The organism is Pseudomonas avellanae BPIC 631, from assembly GCF_000444135.1.
GTDB lineage: Bacteria > Pseudomonadota > Gammaproteobacteria > Pseudomonadales > Pseudomonadaceae > Aquipseudomonas > Aquipseudomonas avellanae.
Map to the genome: position 1 here is coordinate 1 of NZ_ATDK01000264.1, position 17,866 is coordinate 17,866.

Genomic DNA, 17,866 nt, shown 5'->3' on the forward strand with positions numbered 1-17,866 from the left:
GATATCTTGGGCGCTCATTTCTTCGCCTCCAACGGTGTAATCAACGAGCAAGAATAGACGATTTTACAGAGCATTTATTTTTGAGACAGCACACTAGCAGCTTTGCAGAAATGGAAAGGGTGAATTGAGTTTTCTGGTTATTCTCGATATCAGGTGCAACAAATAGGATTGACGTCAATTCATTCACATCAGGTTTTGACATGAGCAATTCCGACCCAGCCAGCTCCACGGTTACTGCGTCTGCCGTCACTCGGCGCAAGGTTTTACAGGGCTCAGTCATCGGCGCGGCATCTGTTATTGGCGCTTCGCTGGTCAGCGCTGCTTCTTATCCAAACAGCCCTTCGACCCAGGAAAAGACCATGGCCTTCGATGATGCCTTCCGTGTCACGTTTCACACGCAGCAAGTCGGCGATGTAGAGGTGTTCTATCGTGAAGTCGGCCGCAAGGATGCCCCGGTGCTTCTGCTGCTGCACGGCTTCCCGACGTCCAGCCATATGTTCCGCACGCTGATGCTGTTGCTGGCGAGTCAGTACCGTTTGATTGCGCCTGACTTGCCCGGTTTCGGCAACACCAAAGCGCCGCCGCGCGGGCAGTTCGAGTACAGCTTTGAAAACCTTTACAAGGTGATCGAAGGCTTTACCGAAGCGTTGCAACTGAACCAATACGCCTTGTACATATTCGATTACGGCGCGCCAACCGGTCTGCGCCTTGCCGCAGCGAACCCGGAAAAAGTGACGGCAATCATCACCCAGAACGGCAACGCCTATCTGGAGGGCTTCAGTGATCAGTGGGACCCGTGGCAGGCTTACTGGCGCGACCCCTCGGCAGCCAATCGCGAGGCCTGTCGCCCGTCTTTGTCGCCGGAGACAATCCGCGACTGGCAGTACGGCACCGGTGCCGACCCCGAGAAGCTCGCGCCCGACGGCTATAACCTGGACATCCTGTACATGGCGCGGCCAGGCGCCGAGGAGATTCAGCTTGACCTGATTCTGGACTACCGCAGCAACGTGGCGGCTTACCCTGCATTCCAGGCGTACTTGCGCAAACACCAGCCGCCTTTACTGGCCGTCTGGGGCAGGCACGATCCGGCTTTTATCCCGCCGGGCGCGCAGGCCTATCTCAGGGATGTTCCAAGTGCTGAAGTGCATCTTCTGGATGCAGGTCACTTCACACTGGAAACACATGCGCCCGAAGTGGCCGACTATATACGTGAATTTCTGTCGCGAAAACTCAGCGTCTGATAGGGCGCTCAATCCAGTGACGTCTGTTGTTTGTATGTTGCGCCACTTCGACAATCGTCAGGCGATACATTGAAAGGTCACGGCAACGGTTTGATGCCCGCACGCTGATGTTATGAGTGGCCGCCATTCAATATTCCATTCAATTGGAGTATTTATTCAACTTCCTGCGTCGTGCCGGTTGCCTTGATTCAGCGGCGCTGCAACAGCCCGCTGGCAGCGCTGCTCATACAAGGAACAGCGTTGCGCGAGCGCAATCGGGGCGTGCCGATATAGGGCGGGAGAATGTTCACTGGTCGCATCTATCAAAAAAAGAATGAATTTTTTCGCGTCGGTTTGGGTCACCTATAATTCAAGCCACTGCTGAAAAAAGGATCAGGCTTTCAATGGCACTTCCAAAACATTACCGCATTGATTATCTGTTAAATGGTTCGTTCAAGAGTTTTTATATACGAACCGAGAATATGGACAACGCTGAAGCATGGCACTACGCAAGTGTCGATGCCGGGCTTGCGCGAATACCCAAATATCGATTGGAGAAGGTCGCCCGTGTATCGAAACCGTACGCCGAACACTTCGGTGTGACCGACGTGGAGTGGGCTCAGGCTTGAGCCCTTCCTTTGTGGTGCGACCGCTCAGCATCAGCGATGGGTTATCTGCTCCAGCGCCAGGTTGCGTGTGCGAGGGCCGAAGCGGCCGATGGTGATCATCACGATCAGCATGCTGCTGACGATGAAGGCGAGCACCCCCGGCGTGCCGAAGTGGTCGAGAAAAATCCCGATCAACAGGCTGCTGAACACCGTAGACAGGCGGCTGAACGAGTAGCAGAAGCCCACCGCGCGTGCACGAATATTGGTCGGGAACAGCTCGCCCTGATACGAGTGGTAACTGAAGCTCAGCCACGCATTGCAGAACGTGATCATGATGCCGCAGAAGACCAGCCCTGCAGCGCTGGTCTGAAACGCAAACAGGCTACCGAAGATCATCGCCCCCAGGGCTGAACCGACGATCTGCCATTTGTTTTCAAAACGATTGGCAAACTTCACGAACAACAGCGGACCCAGCGGATAGGCCAGCGTGATGACAAACGCATAACCCAGACTGTGCGTAACGCTGAGGCCTTGCCCGGAGAGCAGGGCGGGCAGCCAGTTGCCGAAGCCGAAAAAGCCGATGGCCTGGAAGACGTGAAACACAATCAGCATCAAGGCTCGCCGGCGGTAGGGCGGTTGCCAGATGTCGGCGAAGCGGCCTTTGCCTTCCAGAGCGACGCTGTCCGGTTGTGGCTCATCCAGCGGTTTGCCGTGCTCTTTGATACAACGTGCTTCAATGCCATCCATGATGCGTTCTGCTTCGTCGAAGCGGCCTTGCTGCGCCAGCCAGCGCGGTGATTCCGGCAGCGCCGAGCGCAGCCACCAGACAAACAGGGCAAACACGGCACTGCCGATCACCACCCAGCGCCAGCCTGAAAAACCGAACGGTGCCTGAGGGACCAGCCACCACGACATCAGTGCAACGCTGGGGACCGATAGAAACTGGATGAAAAACGCGAAGGCAAACGCCGAACTGCGTATGCGTTTGGGTACCAGCTCCGAGAGGTAAGTGTCGATGGTCACCAGTTCGACCCCCAAGCCTATGCCCACCACAAAGCGCATGCCGATCACGCCCAGTGCCGACGTTTGCAGGCCCATGATCACCGTCGCGACGGTGTACCAGATCAACGCGAAGGTAAAGATGGCGCGGCGACCGTAGCGGTCGGCAATCGGGCTGAGCAGGCTGGCACCGAAAAACAGGCCGAGAAAAGTCGCCGAGGCAAACGCCGCCTGATCGGAAAAGCCAAACAGGCCTTGGCTGCCCGTGGCAAAGATCCCGTCGCGAACCAGACCGGGGCTGATGTACGCCGTCTGAAACAAGTCGTAAAGCTCGAAAAAACCGGCGATGGAAAGCAGGGCAACCAACCGCCAGATGGTGGCAACGGCCGGCAGCCTGTCGATGCGAGCCGAGATGAAGGCCGCCCGAAGCGGCGCTGCTGTAGTGTCGTCGGTTTGAGGTGATGGATTCATTGATGGCCGTCCCGAGTGCTTGTCAGAGGGGGAATGGTACTACTTACAATTTGTAATGATTGGTCCTTAATGCGGTTATTCACGCCTGAAAGATGAATGATTGTTTAGTCTGACGTATTTCGAGCGTTTTTATCGCGTGGCCCACACGCGAGTGCGTAGCCTGCGTGAGAGCGAGCTTGTTCGCGAAGACGGACTGACTGATCAGTAGATATTCAGCGTTTGCACCGGACTCTTCGTGAGCAAGCTCACTCCCGCGCGCGAGTGCTTGGCCTGCGTGGGAGCGAGCTTGCTCGCGAAGACGATATTTCAAGCGATGAATTAACCCCGCGCATGACAACAGCCATGAAGCCAACAAGGATGTATCAACATGTGTCGCAAAACCTTAGGATGAGGTTCTTCATTCTTCTGCCTGCCGGGTTCCCGTGACGTACAAACTGCCCACCACTGCCACCGCGCCGTTCTGCCCTTCGGCGACCACCGACAGCGTCGCCATTCCACCCAACGCTTCATTGCTGCGCAAAATGATGCTGTTCGTCGGCCCCGGCCTGCTGGTGTCGATCGGCTACATGGACCCGGGTAATTGGGCGACGGCCATTGAAGCCGGCTCGCGTTTCGGCTACTCGTTGCTGTTCGTGGTGGTGCTGGCCAGCCTGTCAGGCATGGTCTTGCAAAACCTCTGCTCGCGCCTGGGCATCGCCACCGGGCGTGATCTGGCGCAGTTGTCTGCGGCTCGCTATAGCCGTAACGTCGCCAAGGGCCAGTGGTTGCTGGCGGAACTGTCGATCATCGCCACCGATCTGGCCGAAGTGCTGGGCGCGGCGTTGGCGTTTCATCTGTTGCTGGGGGTTTCCATCACCACGGGGGTGGCGCTCACTGCCTTCGATACGCTGATCGTGCTGGCCTTGCAGGGCGCCAACTTTCGCCGCCTGGAAGCCATCGTGCTCGGGCTGATCGTGACCATCGCCAGCTGCTTTGCCGTCGAGCTGATCCTCATCAAGCCGTTCTGGCCGGATGTGGTCGCCGGTTTGCGGCCGAGCTGGGATGTGCTGAGCAGCCAGGAGCCGCTGTACATCGCCATCGGCATTTTGGGTGCCACCGTCATGCCGCATAACCTGTATCTGCACTCTTCGGTGGTGCAGACCCGGGTCAACGGCACGGATGTCGCCAGCAAGGCCAGCGCCATTCGTTATGCGCGGCTGGACACCATCGGTTCGCTGAGCCTGGCGCTACTCATTAACGCAGCGATTCTGATCCTCGCCGCCGCAGCGTTTCACAAGACCGGCCACACCGACGTGGTAGAGATTCAGGACGCCTATCACCTGCTGGATCCGCTGGTCGGCGGTGCGATCGCCAGCGTGCTGTTTGGCGTGGCCTTGCTGGCAGCGGGGCAGAGCTCGACTTTTACCGGCACCATCGCCGGGCAGGTAGTGCTCGAAGGCTTTTTGCAGGCGAAAATCCCCTGCTGGCAGCGGCGCTTGATTACTCGGGCGCTGGCGCTGATCCCGGCGTTGATCGGGGTGATCTGGCTGGGCGACAGTTCAGTGGGCAAGATGCTAGTGCTCAGCCAGGTGGTGTTGAGCCTGCAACTGCCGTTTGCGCTCTGGCCGCTGATCCGCTTCACCAGCGATCCGCAGTTGATGGGGCCGTTCGTCAACAGCCGGCTGGTCAAGACTGCCGCCTGGGGTTTGTTCGGCCTGATCTCGGCGGCCAACCTGACGCTGTTGTGGTTCTGGGTGAGCTGAACTTGATCGGCGCGGGCGACTCTCAACCCTGACGCCCACGTCAGCCGACAGGTAGCCGAACATGCCCATTCCCCCTAAAAACGGCACAGTCTTCGAGACCGATTTGCCAGCCCGTCTGGACCGCTTGCCGTGGGGGCGCTTTCACACGCTGTTAGTGATTGCGCTAGGCATCACCTGGTTGCTCGATGGCCTGGAAGTGACCCTCGCAGGTTCGGTAGCCGGCGCGCTCAAGGCCAGTCCGGCGCTCAACCTCACCAACAGCGACATCGGCCTGGCGGGTGCTGCGTACATCGCCGGGGCTGTGCTCGGCGCGCTGCTGTTTGGCTGGCTGGCCGACCGTCTCGGGCGGCGTAAGCTGTTCTTCATCACCTTGCTGCTGTACGTCGGTGCAACCGCCGCAACGGCATTTTCGTTCAGCGTCTGGAGTTTCATGCTGTTCCGGTTCTTGACCGGCATGGGCATTGGTGGCGAGTACACGGCAATCAATTCGACCATCCAGGAGTTCACCCCGGCCCGCTACCGTGGCTGGGTCGATCTGACCATCAACGGCACATTCTGGCTGGGTGCTGCGCTGGGCGCGGTGGGTTCGATTGTCTTGCTGGACCCGCTGTGGGTGGGCGCGGAACTGGGCTGGCGTCTGTGTTTCGGGATTGGCGCGGTGTTGGGGCTGCTGGTGCTGCTGATGCGCCTTTGGCTGCCGGAAAGCCCGCGCTGGCTGCTGATTCACGGCCAGTCGGCGCAGGCGACGAAGATCGTCGAGCAGATAGAGGCCGATTTACAGCGCCGAGGCCATGTGCTGCCTGCCGTCACGAGCAAACCCTTGCGTTTGCATGTGCGCGACCACACGCCACTGGGCGAAGTCGCCAAAACCCTGCTGGTGACGTTCCGTCAGCGTTCGCTGGTGGGCCTGACGCTGTTGACCGCGCAGGCGTTTTTCTACAACGCGATCTTTTTCACCTACGCGCTGGTACTGACCGATTTCTACGACGTACCTGCCGAGCGGGTTGGCTGGTACGTGCTGCCACTGGCGCTGGGCAACTTCTGCGGTCCGCTGCTGCTGGGCAGGCTGTTTGACGTGGTCGGGCGGCGAATAATGATCAGCCTGACCTATGGGCTGTCCGGTGTGCTGCTGGCAATCAGCGGGTATCTGTTCCAGCAAGGGCTGCTGGACGTCACTCAGCAGGCCATCGCGTGGATGGTGATTTTCTTCTTTGCCTCGGCAGCGGCCAGTTCGGCCTACCTGACCGTGGCCGAAACGTTCCCGCTGGAAATTCGCGCGTTGGCGATTGCGGTGTTCTATGCCTTTGGTACGGGGCTGGGCGGCATGATCGGCCCGACGCTGTTTGGGGCGCTGATCGACACAGGAGAGCGCAGCAATGTGTTTATCGGCTATCTGATCGGGGCGGGGTTGATGTTGCTGGCGGCGCTGGTGCAATCGATTTGGGGCGCGGCTGCCGAGCGCAAGTCACTCGAAGAGGTAGCACGGCCGTTATCGCAGGCCGGGGACGTGTAAACCATCAGCGACCGAACACGCCGCGAAGGCCATCCACTGAGGCACGCAGGCCCATGATCCGGTCACTGACTTCCTGCGCTTCGTCCGGACGCGACGTACGTTCAAGGTACAAAAGATGCCCGGCCATGTTGGCCGAGACGCGTTCGAGGTCGTCGGCGGTGCGCTTGACGTAAGCCTGAATGTCTTTAAGTTGCTCGATCTGCACGGATGGTTCCCCTGATAGGTCGCATCCGAGCGCACTAAATGAAAGGGCGGTTCCAGCGAACTCACCCAAGAGAGTTTTCGGCGATCTGAATAGATTTCTTTAATGCCTGAGTTAAATAAATTTTTCAGGCGCCGCTAATCCTCATCCTGCTCGTCGTGTTCCGAGTAGGAATCCAGCAGTTCAGCCAACGCCAGCGTACGGTCCAGCCCGCTGCGGCTGGCCATGATGTCGGCGACTGCCTGCGTGGCGGCAACTCTTGCGGCTTCGCGTTCGGCATCGGTGTTATTGGGCGTGGCGGCCTGCGCAGCCTCAATAATCGATTGCTCAAAGGTATTCATGGTGCTCGCTCTTCGGGTTCAGGTAGCTGTGATACCGAGAATGACGAATTGTTTCAAGCACGATCAATCGCCTTCGTAGGGGAATTCTTCAAGGGTCTGCATCAGCGCGACACCTTGCGGCCCTTGCAGGTTGTCCAGCACCCAGCAACTGCTGGCATTTTTAGCCAGCAGCAGGCGTGTCGTCTGGCTGGTCACCGGCTGTTGCGGGGCGTCTTTGTAACCCAGGTTGTAGGTCATTTCGACCACCGCCTGTTTATCGGAGTTGGACACCAGTTTCCAGTCGATCGGCTTCTGCACGTCGCCATCCTGCGCATCGGTCCACGGGTTGGCGCTGACTGCACACTGATCGCCGCTCTGACACGCCCAGTCCTTCTTGAGCAGGCCCAGCAGAGGTTTGGACAGGTAGTCGGCCGCACCTTTGCCATTGAGGTAGAAATCCTGGTGCTTTTCGTAGATCCAGCGCGCCGTGTCGACCGGGGTCGCCGCAGGGCAGGCGGCCTGGGCCGTGGATGAAAGCAGGCAAGCGAAGGCAATGGCAACGGTTCTGGACATGGAGCGGGCTCGCAGAGAAGGTGGCAGTGAGGTGACAGGCTGACGACACTGCATTTGTAAGCCAAGCGGACAAAAAAGCAATGGTTTTAGGTGGCGCAGAGCGCGGCGGATGACGGAATCCGGATTAAGGGCAATTTCCTTCAATACGCCGTGAGTCGTTGTCACTACCTTGATTCGATCATTTCTGATCGTATTCGAGGGTTTTTCCATGAGTCTGCTGATTTCCATGGCAGCGTTTGCGCTGGCGTCGTCCATCACCCCGGGGCCGGTCAATATCGTGGCGTTGAGTGCCGGTGCACGCTACGGGTTCTGGCCCGGCATGCGTCATGTGCTGGGTGCAACGCTGGGTTTTACTCTGCTGTTGCTGCTTATCGGCTTCGGCCTGCACGAAACCTTGCAGCAATGGCCCTTTCTGACCCGAATCATTCAATGGGCGGGTGTGGCTTTCCTGTTGTACATGGCGTTCCGGCTGGCGACCGATAGTGGGCGATTGAGCGTGAGCGAGCAGGGCAGCGGTCCGTCGATGCTGCAGGGTGCGATCATGCAGTGGCTCAACCCCAAAGCCTGGCTGGCGTCGATCGCAGGCATGGGCGTTTTTGTCGCCAATGGCGAGGCTTTGTTGATCTGGCAATTTGCAGCCATCTATTGCGTGGTGTGCTACCTGTCACTGGGCTGCTGGGCCTTCGCCGGGAGTTTCCTGAGCCACTACTTGCGCAGCGCGGCGGGCGTGCGCGTGTTCAACCGGGTAATGACGTTGCTGCTGGTCGGTTGCGCGCTGTATCTGGTGATCTGATGCGGGTCATCACAACCGATACTGTCCTGGCGTTGCAGCCAGGTGCTTTTTGAACTCGCGTTGAAGATGCGCCTGATCGGCAAAGCCGGTTTCCTGTGCAATGTCGGCGATCATCTTGCCGCTTTTCAACTGGGTTTGTGCGTGCTGGATGCGGCGATTGAGCAGGTAGGCGTGGGGCGTCAGGTGGTAGTGCTGCTCGAACGAGCGAATCAGATACGACGCCGAGAGATTGGCTGCTGAACAGATATCGGCGAGCTTGATGGGCTGGGTGAAGTTGTCGTTGATGTAGTCGGCGGCGCGGGTGACGCGTTGTGAAGGTCGGCGGGCAAGCGCTGGTGCATCGCCCAGTGTTTCCTGCATCAGCGTAAAGAACGATACGGCGGCGCAGTGTTTTTGCAGGGTGTCGGCCTTTGCATCGATCAGCGTCTGATACAGCGCTGTCAATGCGCCGAACAGCACGGGGTCGCCACTGTGGGTGTGCGACAGGGGCTGAAATCCGTATTTAGCGTCCAGCCCGGCGTCGCGCTGAATATCGCTCAGCCAGTGGCTGTCCACATAAAGCATCAAGTACGACCACGGCTGGTCGTTGATCGGGTTGCAGGCGTGCACATCGCCGGGGTTCATCAGCACCACAGTGCCCGCGGCGACGCGCTGTGCAGTCTTTTCGTGCAGATAGGTGCTTTGCCCGGCGGTTATTGCACCGATGGAAAAGATCTCGTGTGAATGCGGTGCATAACAGACCCGCCGGCCGTCTTCTGCCGAGCGCGCCTCAATGAACGGCAACTGCTCGTCGCGCCAGAAGAACGGTGTCGCGGTCGAGTTGGCGGGGTGGATGGGGTTCATGCGGATATCCCGTCTGCGGAATGACGAGGGTAGCTTAACGGATGAGTCAGGGCGACGCAGGTGTGATGCTTTGCGTCACCCAGGCAGGCTCATGCAGAGTGTATCCGAGCCCTACTTCTTCACCGGCACGATATCCATAATGTTGCCGTTGACCTTCTGGAAGCGTACATATTTGTCATTGATCTTCACCCATTCGCTTTCCTTGGCGGGCGCTTCCAGGCCCTTGCTCTTCCAGTCCTTGACCTCGAGATCGCTGCGGCGGTATTTCTCCGGTACGCGGGAGCCCAGCTCCAGTTCATGCATGTTGTCCTTGGACTCGGTCACTTTCGGGTCTTCTGTCTCTGCCGCGTGAACCGGCAGAGTGACGGCGGAGAAGCAGCCGAGCAAGGTCATGCAGGCGATCAATGATTTGCTGTTCATGTAAAGACTCCCAGTCTTTGGTTCAGGCTTGATGCCTTTGGTCATAACTGGGACCTTCACCGTTTGAAATCATTCGATCAGGTTTACATCGCTCAGCCCCGCAGCGTCTCGGAAATGGTTGCCGAAAGCGGTGTAGCAGGGCGGCCGATCAGTTTGCTCAACTGACGGCTGTCATCGAACAGCGCGCCCTTGGCGGCTGCCGCATCGGAATCGGCCAGCAATCGGGCGACAAAATCGGGCAGACCCGCTTGAATCAATGCCGCTTCAAACTCGGCTTGCGGCAGGTTGACGTAGGGCAGGGTCTTGCCGGCCTGTTTTGAAAGCTCGGCCGCAAACTCTGCCAGGGTGTAGGACTCATCACCTGCCAGTTCGTACACGCGACCGCTTTGATCCTCTCCGGAGGTCAACAGCACCGCCGCAGCTTCAGCGTAATCAAGGCGCGAAGCCGAGCTGATACGGCCCTCGTCGGCGCTGCCCATCACGGCGCCATGTGCCAGCGCCCCAGGCACGCCGGCGGTGTAGTTTTCGGTGTACCAGCCATTGCGCAACAGGGCGAACGGCAGGCCGCTGGTGCGCAGATAAGCTTCGGTTTCGACATGCTCTTTGGCCAGGCCCAATTCCGAGGCCTCGGCATGCAGAACGCTGGTGTAGGCAAGCAGTTTGACCCCGGTGCGCTTGGCCGCATCGATGACCGCTTTATGCTGCGAAAAACGCTGGCCTATTTCGCTGGAGGAAATCAGCAGCACCTTGTCGGCACCGGCGAACGCGCTGTCCAGCGTTGAAGGCTGCGAATAGTCGGCGTGACGCACCTGAACGCCTTTTGCCGAAAGGTCAGCGGCCTTTTCCGGGCTGCGGACTGCGGCGATGATCTGCTCGGCAGGGACACGCGCAAGCAACTGTTCAATGACGAGACGGCCAAGCTGGCCAGTGGCACCGGTGACAACGATCATGGAATGATTCCTGAATCAGGTTGAAAGGAAGCGCCAGCATAGTCATGATGCTTACCTTTAGTAAGTACGTACAAAAAGGTAAGTTTCATGAACGAATCTTCCTCGCATCCACAGTCTGAAACGGTCGAGTCCATGCTGGCCTTCGTTCGTCAGGGGCAAGTACTGGCCAACGATTGCCCTTCAAGGGTGGTGCTCAACCACGTGTGCAGTCGTTGGGGCGTGCTGGTGTTGGTGGTGTTGCGCGGCGGCATGCATCGCTTCAGCGAGGTACGGCGCAAGATAGGCGGGGTCAGCGAAAAAATGCTCGCGCAAACCCTGCAACATCTGGAACAGGACGGCTTCGTCAGTCGCAAGTCGCTGCCCGTGGTGCCGCCGCACGTGCAGTACCGGCTCACGCCGATGGGCGAAGAAGTCGCCTTGCAGGTCGAAACCCTGGCGACCTGGATCGAGACCAATCTGCCACGCATCATGCAGGCCCGCGAAGCCTCCAGCACGGCACAGACCACGCCTGCGTGAGCCATTTCTGACAGATTTTTCATCCGGCGATTGTTGGCTCAATCGCCTGCAATCAGCCGCTTCTTGCTATGGTGCGCGCCGAAATATTCATTTACACGTTCGTTTGTGCTGTTTGCCCTTCACCGAGAAGCTGTAGAAATGCCCAATCCAATCCCCCTGAAAGATCACGAAAAAGAGACGCGGCTGGTCAACCAGCGTCTGATCGCCTGTGCGGTACTGGTCGGGCTGCTGGCTGCCTGCCTGGTCGCACGGATGTACTTTCTGCAAGTCACCGAGTTCGACTACCACTCGACCATCTCTGAAAACAACCGGGTGCACGTGCTGCCGATCCCGCCCGAGCGCGGTTTGATCTTCGACCGTAACGGCGAGGTACTGGCTGACAACCGCCCCAGTTTCAACCTGACCCTGACCCGCGAGCGCGCCGGAGACTGGCACAAGGTGATCGATGAACTGATGACATTGCTGGAACTGCCCGACGAGGACCGGATTCTGTTCGACAAGGAACTCAAGCAAGTTCGCCACCCGTTCGAGCCCGCGACCCTGCTGTATGAACTGACTGAACAGCAGATCGCCATATTGGCGGTCAATCAATACCTGCTGCCGGGCGTGGACGTGGCGGCGCAGTTCGTTCGGCACTATCCGCTGGGCGATCATTTTGCCCATTCGATCGGCTACGTCGGGCGCATCAACGAAAAAGAGGCGTCGCACCTCGACAACGAATACCGTGGTACGCAATCCATCGGCAAGACTGGCATCGAACGCTTCTACGAGTCCGAACTGCATGGCCATGTAGGCTACGAAGAGGTTGAAACCAACGCGCAAGGCCGTGTGTTGCGGGTGCTGAAACACACTGATCCGATCCCCGGCAAGAACATCACGCTGAGCCTGGATGCGCACTTGCAGGCTGCGGCGGAAAACGCCCTGGGTGACCGGCGCGGTTCGGTGGTTGCACTGGACCCGGAAACCGGCGAAGTGCTGGCGATGGTCAGCAAGCCGAGCTTCGACCCCAACCTGTTCGTCACCGGCATCAGCTTCAAGCAGTACGCCGCGCTGCGCGATTCCATCGACCGGCCGCTGTTCAACCGGGTGCTGCGCGGCCTTTATGCACCGGGCTCGACAGTCAAGCCTGAAGTCGCGATTGCCGGCCTGGACAGCGGCGTGGTCAATGCATCGACCAAGGTTTTCGACCCGGGCTATTTCCAGCTGCCGGACTTCGATCACAAGTACCGCAACTGGAACCACAGCGGTGATGGCTGGGTGGACATGGACACGGCGATCATGCGCTCCAATGACACCTACTTCTACACCGTGGCGCACAAGCTCGGCATCGACCGCCTGCACGACTACATGACCATGTTCGGCATCGGCCAAAAGGTCTCGCTGGACATGTTCGAAGAATCCGCCGGGCTGATGCCGTCCCGCGAGTGGAAGCGCGCCACGCGTCGCCAGGCGTGGTTCCCAGGCGAAACCGTGATCCTCGGTATCGGCCAGGGCTACATGCAGGTCACGCCGTTGCAACTGGCGCAGGCCACGTCACTGATTGCCAGCAAAGGTGTCTGGCACCGTCCGCACCTGGCGATGGAAGTGGGCCATGAGGTGCCTGTCGATGAGCACCCAATGCCGAACATCGTGCTGCGCGACCCCAACGAATGGAATCAGGTCAATACCGGCATGCAGATGGTCATGCACGACCCGCGCGGCATCGCCCGTGACGCCGCAAAGGGCGCGCAATACCGCATCGCCGGCAAGAGCGGTACGGCGCAGGTGGTCGCGATCAAGCAGGGCGAGCGTTACAACCGCCTGAAGACGCTGGAGCGTAACCGCGACAATGCCTTGTTCGTCGGTTTTGCCCCGGCCGATCATCCGAAAATAGTGGTGTCGGTGACCATCGAGAACGGTGAGGCGGGTGGCCGCGTTGCAGGGCCAGTGGTTCGGGAAATTCTCGACGCCTGGCTGCTCGACAGCGAGGGCAAGCTCAAGCCGCAATATGCAGTCCCCGCCAAGGCAACGGGCAACCCGCACGCCTGAGCCGCCTGCCAGCCGCAGTCTGCAACGCAGGCTGCCTGACCGAGCCCTGAACAGGGCTCAGGTTTTCTGAACTGTCGAGAAATCATCGGGTCGACCACAACAGGCGTGGCAGAGCGCTGCGCGTGTATATCTGAACCCTTTATTGCCTCGACAAGGAACCCCAAATGTCCAAGACCATCGCCGACCATCTTGCGCAAACCCTCGCAGCGGCAGGTGTTTCCCACATCTGGGGGGTGTCTGGTGACAGCCTCAACGGTTTGACCGACAGCCTGGAGCGCATCGACTCGATCAACTGGATGCACACCCGCCACGAAGAAGTTGCAGCCTTCGCTGCCGGTGCCCAGGCGGCGTCCAGTGGCAAGCTTGCGGTCTGCGCGGGCAGTTGCGGGCCGGGCAACCTGCACCTGATCAACGGCCTGTACGACTGCCATCGCAACCGCGTGCCGGTGCTGGCGATTGCGGCGCATATTCCGTCTTCGGAAATCGGCCTCGATTACTTTCAGGAAACCCACCCGCAGGAGCTGTTCAAGGAGTGCAGCCACTTTGTCGAACTGGTCAGCAACCCCGAACAGTTCCCTCGTGTGCTGGAGCGTGCCATGCGCGCGGCGATCAGCCAGAAGGGCGTTGCCGTGATCGTGTTGCCCGGCGATGTGGCGCTCAGCGAATCACCTGATGTGCCCGCGAAATGGGTCGAGGCCACGCCGCCTACTGTCGTCCCGGTGGACACCGACTTGCAGTCGATGGCCGATATGCTCAATGACTCAAAGGCCGTGACCTTGCTGTGCGGCGCAGGCTGCGCGGGCGCTCACGAGCAGATCCTCGCGCTGGCCGACACGCTGGGCGCACCCATTGTTCATGCCTTGCGCGGCAAGCAGCACGTCGAATACGACAACCCGTTCGATGTCGGCATGACCGGCCTGATCGGTTTCAGCTCTGGTTACCACGCCATGCTGTCCTGCGACACGCTGGTGATCCTCGGCAGCAGCTTTCCGTACCGCAATTTCTACCCCGAAAAAGCCAACATCATCCAGATTGACCTCGACCCCACGCAGTTGGGCCGCCGCACGCCTGTGGCGCTCGGTCTGGTCGGCGGCGTGCGAGAAACCCTCGACGCTCTCCAACCAAAACTCAAGCCGCACACCGACCGCCGTTTCCTCGACAAAGCCCTCAAACACTACGCCAAGGCCCGTGAAGACCTCGACGAACTGGCCACGCCGACCCCTAATGGCACGCCGATTCACCCGCAATACCTCACGCGCCTGGTCGATGAACAGGCCGACGCCGACGCAATCTTTACCGTCGATGTCGGCACGCCAACCCTGTGGGCCGCGCGCTACCTGCACATGAACGGCAAACGCAGCCTGCTGGGCTCGTTCAACCACGGCTCGATGGCCAACGCCTTGCCCCAGGCGCTGGGCGCCAAAGCCGAGCACCCGGACCGTCAAGTGGTCGCGCTGTGCGGCGATGGCGGCCTGTCAATGCTGCTGGGCGACCTGCTGAGCATTCGCCAGTTGAACCTGCCGATCAAAATGGTGGTGTTCAACAACAGCTCGCTGGGCTTCGTTGACATGGAAATGAAAGCCAGTGGCTACGTGCCGCATGGCACCGACCTGCATGAAACCAACTTCGCCGGCATCGCCCTGGGCGCAGGCATTCTCGGCCTGCGCGTGGAAAACGCCGAAGAACTGCCCGCAGCGCTGCGCAAGGCGTTTGATCACCCCGGCCCGGTGCTGATCGATGTCGTTACCGCCAAGCAAGAGTTGGGCATCCCGCCGAAAATCAAACTGGCTCAAGCCAAGGGCTTCAGCCTGTACATGATGCGCGCGATCATGAGCGGGCGCGGCAGTGAAGTGCTGGAACTGGCGAAGACCAACTTGCGTTGATTGATAACACGAGATGAGGGCCGGGCTAAGGTATCGGTCCTTCATCAAAAGCATTCATACCGTCCCGCCAAGTGATATTTATCCAGACAAATAAAGGGTAAAGCTTGGCACTTCGCAGCCGACACAGTTGGACGGAAGCAATACAGGCTACGGCAGGCTAATTACTGAATCATCTCTGGCTATAAAAAACGTCGATTGATATAGAACGTTAAGTCACAGATCGTTTTTATAGAAAGTCTGCGAGTCCTGAGGTCTGTAATGCTTAGAAATGCTCCTTTGAGTATTAAATTACTGCTGATTCTAATGTTTCCCCTGCTGGGCTTTCTGGCCTTCGCAGGTATCTTCGTGGCCGACAAAAGCGAGAATCTCGGTGACATGAGGCGCGCAGTGACAGCTACCATTGCTGCACAGAAGCTGAGTAACATCGTCACTACCCTCCAGCGCGAGCGCGGGGCCAGTGGCGTGTTTCTGGGCAGCGGCGGCAAGTCCATGCAAGACAAGCTGAAAACCTTTCGCCAGGAAACAGACAAGGCGATTGTTGAGATGCGTGCTCAATCGACCGACGGTATTCCCGGGCTGGAAAAGGTGAATCGCGCACTGGATGACCTCATCGCGCTACGCCTCAAGGTCGATGCGCTTTCGATCAATGGCACTGAATCCTCCACGCGTTTCACCGACGTTGTCAAAACACTTATCGGGTTCTCATATTCGCTGGAAGCGAGTATCGAGGATCCGGAAATACTGCGTGCCTTGAGTTCGCTTAATCAGTTCGTGGATATGAAGGAACGTGCCGGTCGCGAACGTGTATTGCTCGTTCAGGCATTCAATCAGAACCGCTTTGACGCCCCATTGTTATCACGCTTCAGTCGTAACCTGGGAGAGTTCTCTGGCTACCTGGAAGCCTTTCAACGCTGGTCCCCTGAAATATTCAAAACCAAGCTTAATGATGTCATGCAACAACCGGCATCGCTGGAAGTAGCCCGCCTGCAACATCTGGGGTTCGATACGCCGCTGGGCGATGCGCTCAACATCAAGCCGGAAGACTGGTTCAATCTTGCTACCGTGCGTATCGACATGATGGCGCAGGTAGAAGCAGAGCTCGGCCAGACCGTCGTGAGCTTGGCCAGCAACGCACGCAGCGCTGCTGAAAGCAGCCTGTACATCGCGGTCGGCACCGTCATCTTGATGCTGGTCGTCGTGTTGTGGCTGGCCTCGGTGATCATCCGCAACATCAAGATCGCCGTTGTCGATGTCAACCGTACGTTGATTGCGCTATCCACCCGTGACCTCACCGCCAGAACCCGTTACACCGGCAAGGACGAGTTCGGCGAGATCTCGCGCAATTTGGACAACATGGCGCAACAGATCAGCGAAGTCATCGGCGAAATCGGCAGCGCCACCGCACAGGTCGCCACCGCCGCCGAGCAGTCTTCAGCGGTCGCTTTGCAGACCAGCCAGAACGTCGCTCAGCAACGTCTGGGCACTGATCAAATGGCCACGGCCATCAGCCAGATGAGCGCCACGGTCAAAGACGTTGCACGCAGCACCACCGACGCTGCCGCGATGTCGCAGCGGGTCAACATCAGCACGGTGCAGGGCAAGGCCGAGATCGAAAACACCATCAGCCTGATTCAAGGGCTGTCGCTTCAGGCGGAGCAGACCTCGCAGATCATTGGCGAGCTCAAGGGCGAAAGCAACGCCATCTCCTCGGTGCTCGATGTCATTCGCGGTGTCGCCGACCAGACCAACCTGCTGGCACTCAACGCTGCCATCGAAGCCGCCCGCGCAGGCGAGCAGGGCCGTGGTTTTGCCGTGGTTGCCGACGAAGTGCGCAACCTTGCGAAAAAAACGCAGGAGTCCACGGTCAGCATCCAGAACATGATCGCCAACCTGCAGTCCGGCTCCGAACGCGCCGCCACGTCCATGCAGGAAACCCTGGGCAAAGCACAGGCGGGCGCCAGCAACGTAATGCGCGCCGGCGAACTGCTGGAAGAAATCGCCGAAGGCATCGCCAGCATCAGCGACCGCAACATCCAGGTCGCTTCGGCCGCCGAAGAACAAAGCCTGGTGGCCGAAGAAATCCACCGCAACGTCAACGACATCAACGCACTGGTCATTCAAGTGAGTGCAGGTGCCGAGCAGACCGCCGTGACCAGTCGCGAACTGGCTCGATTGGCGGAGCAGCAGCAGGGGTTGGTGGGGCGCTTTAAAGTGAGCTGACGTTAAGGGGTTTGTTGGGTATTCAGAGGCCTGAGAGCGTGAGCTTTCAGGCTTTTTTGTTGCAAGTGGGATTTGCGCGCTTGGCTTTCTGACTTAATCTCTCAAAAAATACAATGGACGGGGTGAAGCGATTGGTCGAAGTCAAAGGCGAGCCTACCCCCGACTGCCCAGCCAGCAATTCCACCTATACCTACAACGACCGCGGCCTCGTACTCACCAAAACCGACGCCAGCGGCACTACGTTGGCACGCACCACTACAACGGAATGGGACCCTGATCGTTTTCTACCGATCAGGGTAGTTGAGCCCAATCGCGTTATTGTGTATAGCTACAACAATCAAGGACGTGAGCTCACTCGGCAGAGCACCTCCCGATGAGCAATTTCTATTTCAAGGACCTTAGCATGACCTTTTCTTTCTTGCGTAAAGTAGTGATGGTTCTTGCCTACGCCGGGCTGACTTACAGCGAGGCACGCTAGTGTACTGTTTTCGAAAAAATCAGCCACCAACTAACGGAAAATTCAAATCTTATCAATAGCTTAGCTTGCAGGTTATGGGTAACTTAT

General features: G+C 58.7%; 16 protein-coding genes. 9 read left to right on the forward strand and 7 right to left on the reverse strand.

Features of this window, described 5'->3' with window-relative positions; all coding sequences use genetic code 11:
* Window positions 1-359: 359 nt before the first annotated feature.
* Together DW49_RS0115365 and DW49_RS0115370 are read left to right on the forward strand one after the other, a co-directional pair.
* Window positions 360-1,241, forward strand: a complete 882-nt coding sequence (locus tag DW49_RS0115365) for an alpha/beta fold hydrolase (protein ID WP_024420227.1) — start codon at window positions 360-362, stop codon at window positions 1,239-1,241.
* 383 nt (window positions 1,242-1,624) lie between these two features.
* Window positions 1,625-1,849: a DUF6555 family protein gene (locus DW49_RS0115370; RefSeq protein WP_003381855.1), complete on the forward strand. Its 225-nt coding sequence runs from the start codon at window positions 1,625-1,627 to the stop codon at window positions 1,847-1,849.
* Between the two features lie 30 nt (window positions 1,850-1,879).
* On the opposite strand, the gene DW49_RS0115375 is transcribed toward DW49_RS0115370, so the two are convergent.
* The gene (locus tag DW49_RS0115375; protein WP_005617582.1) at window positions 1,880-3,298 is read right to left on the reverse strand and encodes an MFS transporter; all 1,419 of its coding nucleotides are present in this window, start codon (window positions 3,296-3,298) and stop codon (window positions 1,880-1,882) included.
* Window positions 3,299-3,732: 434 nt separating this feature from the next.
* Here DW49_RS0115375 and DW49_RS0115380 point away from each other — a divergent pair, with 434 nt between their 5' ends.
* On the forward strand, window positions 3,733-5,040 hold the full coding sequence (locus DW49_RS0115380) for an Nramp family divalent metal transporter (protein WP_161780200.1): 1,308 nt from the start codon (window positions 3,733-3,735) through the stop codon (window positions 5,038-5,040).
* A 61-nt stretch (window positions 5,041-5,101) separates the two neighbouring features.
* Window positions 5,102-6,553, forward strand: coding sequence for an MFS transporter (locus tag DW49_RS0115385; protein ID WP_003381859.1), 1,452 nt, complete (start codon window positions 5,102-5,104; stop codon window positions 6,551-6,553).
* Between the two features lie 4 nt (window positions 6,554-6,557).
* Here the strand turns inward: DW49_RS0115385 and DW49_RS0115390 are convergent, their stop codons facing one another.
* The 3 genes from DW49_RS0115390 to DW49_RS0115400 all read right to left on the reverse strand — a co-directional run bounded on the left by DW49_RS0115390 (window position 6,558) and on the right by DW49_RS0115400 (window position 7,648).
* Window positions 6,558-6,758: a hypothetical protein gene (locus DW49_RS0115390; RefSeq protein ID WP_005617587.1), complete on the reverse strand. Its 201-nt coding sequence runs from the start codon at window positions 6,756-6,758 to the stop codon at window positions 6,558-6,560.
* A 134-nt stretch (window positions 6,759-6,892) separates the two neighbouring features.
* Window positions 6,893-7,096, reverse strand: coding sequence for a hypothetical protein (locus DW49_RS0115395; RefSeq protein WP_005617589.1), 204 nt, complete (start codon window positions 7,094-7,096; stop codon window positions 6,893-6,895).
* 63 nt (window positions 7,097-7,159) lie between these two features.
* The gene (locus DW49_RS0115400; protein WP_024420229.1) at window positions 7,160-7,648 is read right to left on the reverse strand and encodes a hypothetical protein; all 489 of its coding nucleotides are present in this window, start codon (window positions 7,646-7,648) and stop codon (window positions 7,160-7,162) included.
* A gap of 208 nt (window positions 7,649-7,856) precedes the next feature.
* Here DW49_RS0115400 and DW49_RS0115405 point away from each other — a divergent pair, with 208 nt between their 5' ends.
* Window positions 7,857-8,441, forward strand: coding sequence for a LysE family translocator (locus DW49_RS0115405; protein ID WP_005617592.1), 585 nt, complete (start codon window positions 7,857-7,859; stop codon window positions 8,439-8,441).
* Between the two features lie 9 nt (window positions 8,442-8,450).
* On the opposite strand, the gene DW49_RS0115410 is transcribed toward DW49_RS0115405, so the two are convergent.
* The 3 genes from DW49_RS0115410 to DW49_RS0115420 form a co-directional block, all read right to left on the reverse strand.
* A complete protein-coding gene (locus DW49_RS0115410; RefSeq protein WP_024420230.1) occupies window positions 8,451-9,284 on the reverse strand; it encodes an AraC family transcriptional regulator in 834 nt (277 codons plus the stop codon).
* Between the two features lie 111 nt (window positions 9,285-9,395).
* Window positions 9,396-9,704, reverse strand: coding sequence for an RcnB family protein (locus DW49_RS0115415; RefSeq protein ID WP_007246670.1), 309 nt, complete (start codon window positions 9,702-9,704; stop codon window positions 9,396-9,398).
* A gap of 92 nt (window positions 9,705-9,796) precedes the next feature.
* Complete coding sequence (locus DW49_RS0115420; RefSeq protein ID WP_005617597.1) at window positions 9,797-10,654, reverse strand: SDR family oxidoreductase; 858 nt, start codon at window positions 10,652-10,654, stop codon at window positions 9,797-9,799.
* Window positions 10,655-10,741: 87 nt separating this feature from the next.
* Here DW49_RS0115420 and DW49_RS0115425 point away from each other — a divergent pair, with 87 nt between their 5' ends.
* From DW49_RS0115425 to DW49_RS0115440, 4 genes are all read left to right on the forward strand, one after another.
* Window positions 10,742-11,170 (forward strand): winged helix-turn-helix transcriptional regulator, encoded by a 429-nt coding sequence (locus DW49_RS0115425; RefSeq protein WP_005617599.1) that lies wholly within the window; start codon window positions 10,742-10,744, stop codon window positions 11,168-11,170.
* 138 nt (window positions 11,171-11,308) lie between these two features.
* Complete coding sequence (gene mrdA / locus DW49_RS0115430) at window positions 11,309-13,198, forward strand: penicillin-binding protein 2 (RefSeq protein ID WP_020305531.1); 1,890 nt, start codon at window positions 11,309-11,311, stop codon at window positions 13,196-13,198.
* Between the two features lie 164 nt (window positions 13,199-13,362).
* Entirely contained in the window at window positions 13,363-15,081 is a 1,719-nt protein-coding gene (gene poxB, locus DW49_RS0115435; RefSeq protein WP_005617602.1) for a ubiquinone-dependent pyruvate dehydrogenase, read from the forward strand.
* Window positions 15,082-15,384: 303 nt separating this feature from the next.
* A complete protein-coding gene (locus tag DW49_RS0115440; protein WP_024421312.1) occupies window positions 15,385-17,301 on the forward strand; it encodes a methyl-accepting chemotaxis protein in 1,917 nt (638 codons plus the stop codon).
* The last annotated feature ends 565 nt before the right edge of the window (window positions 17,302-17,866 follow it).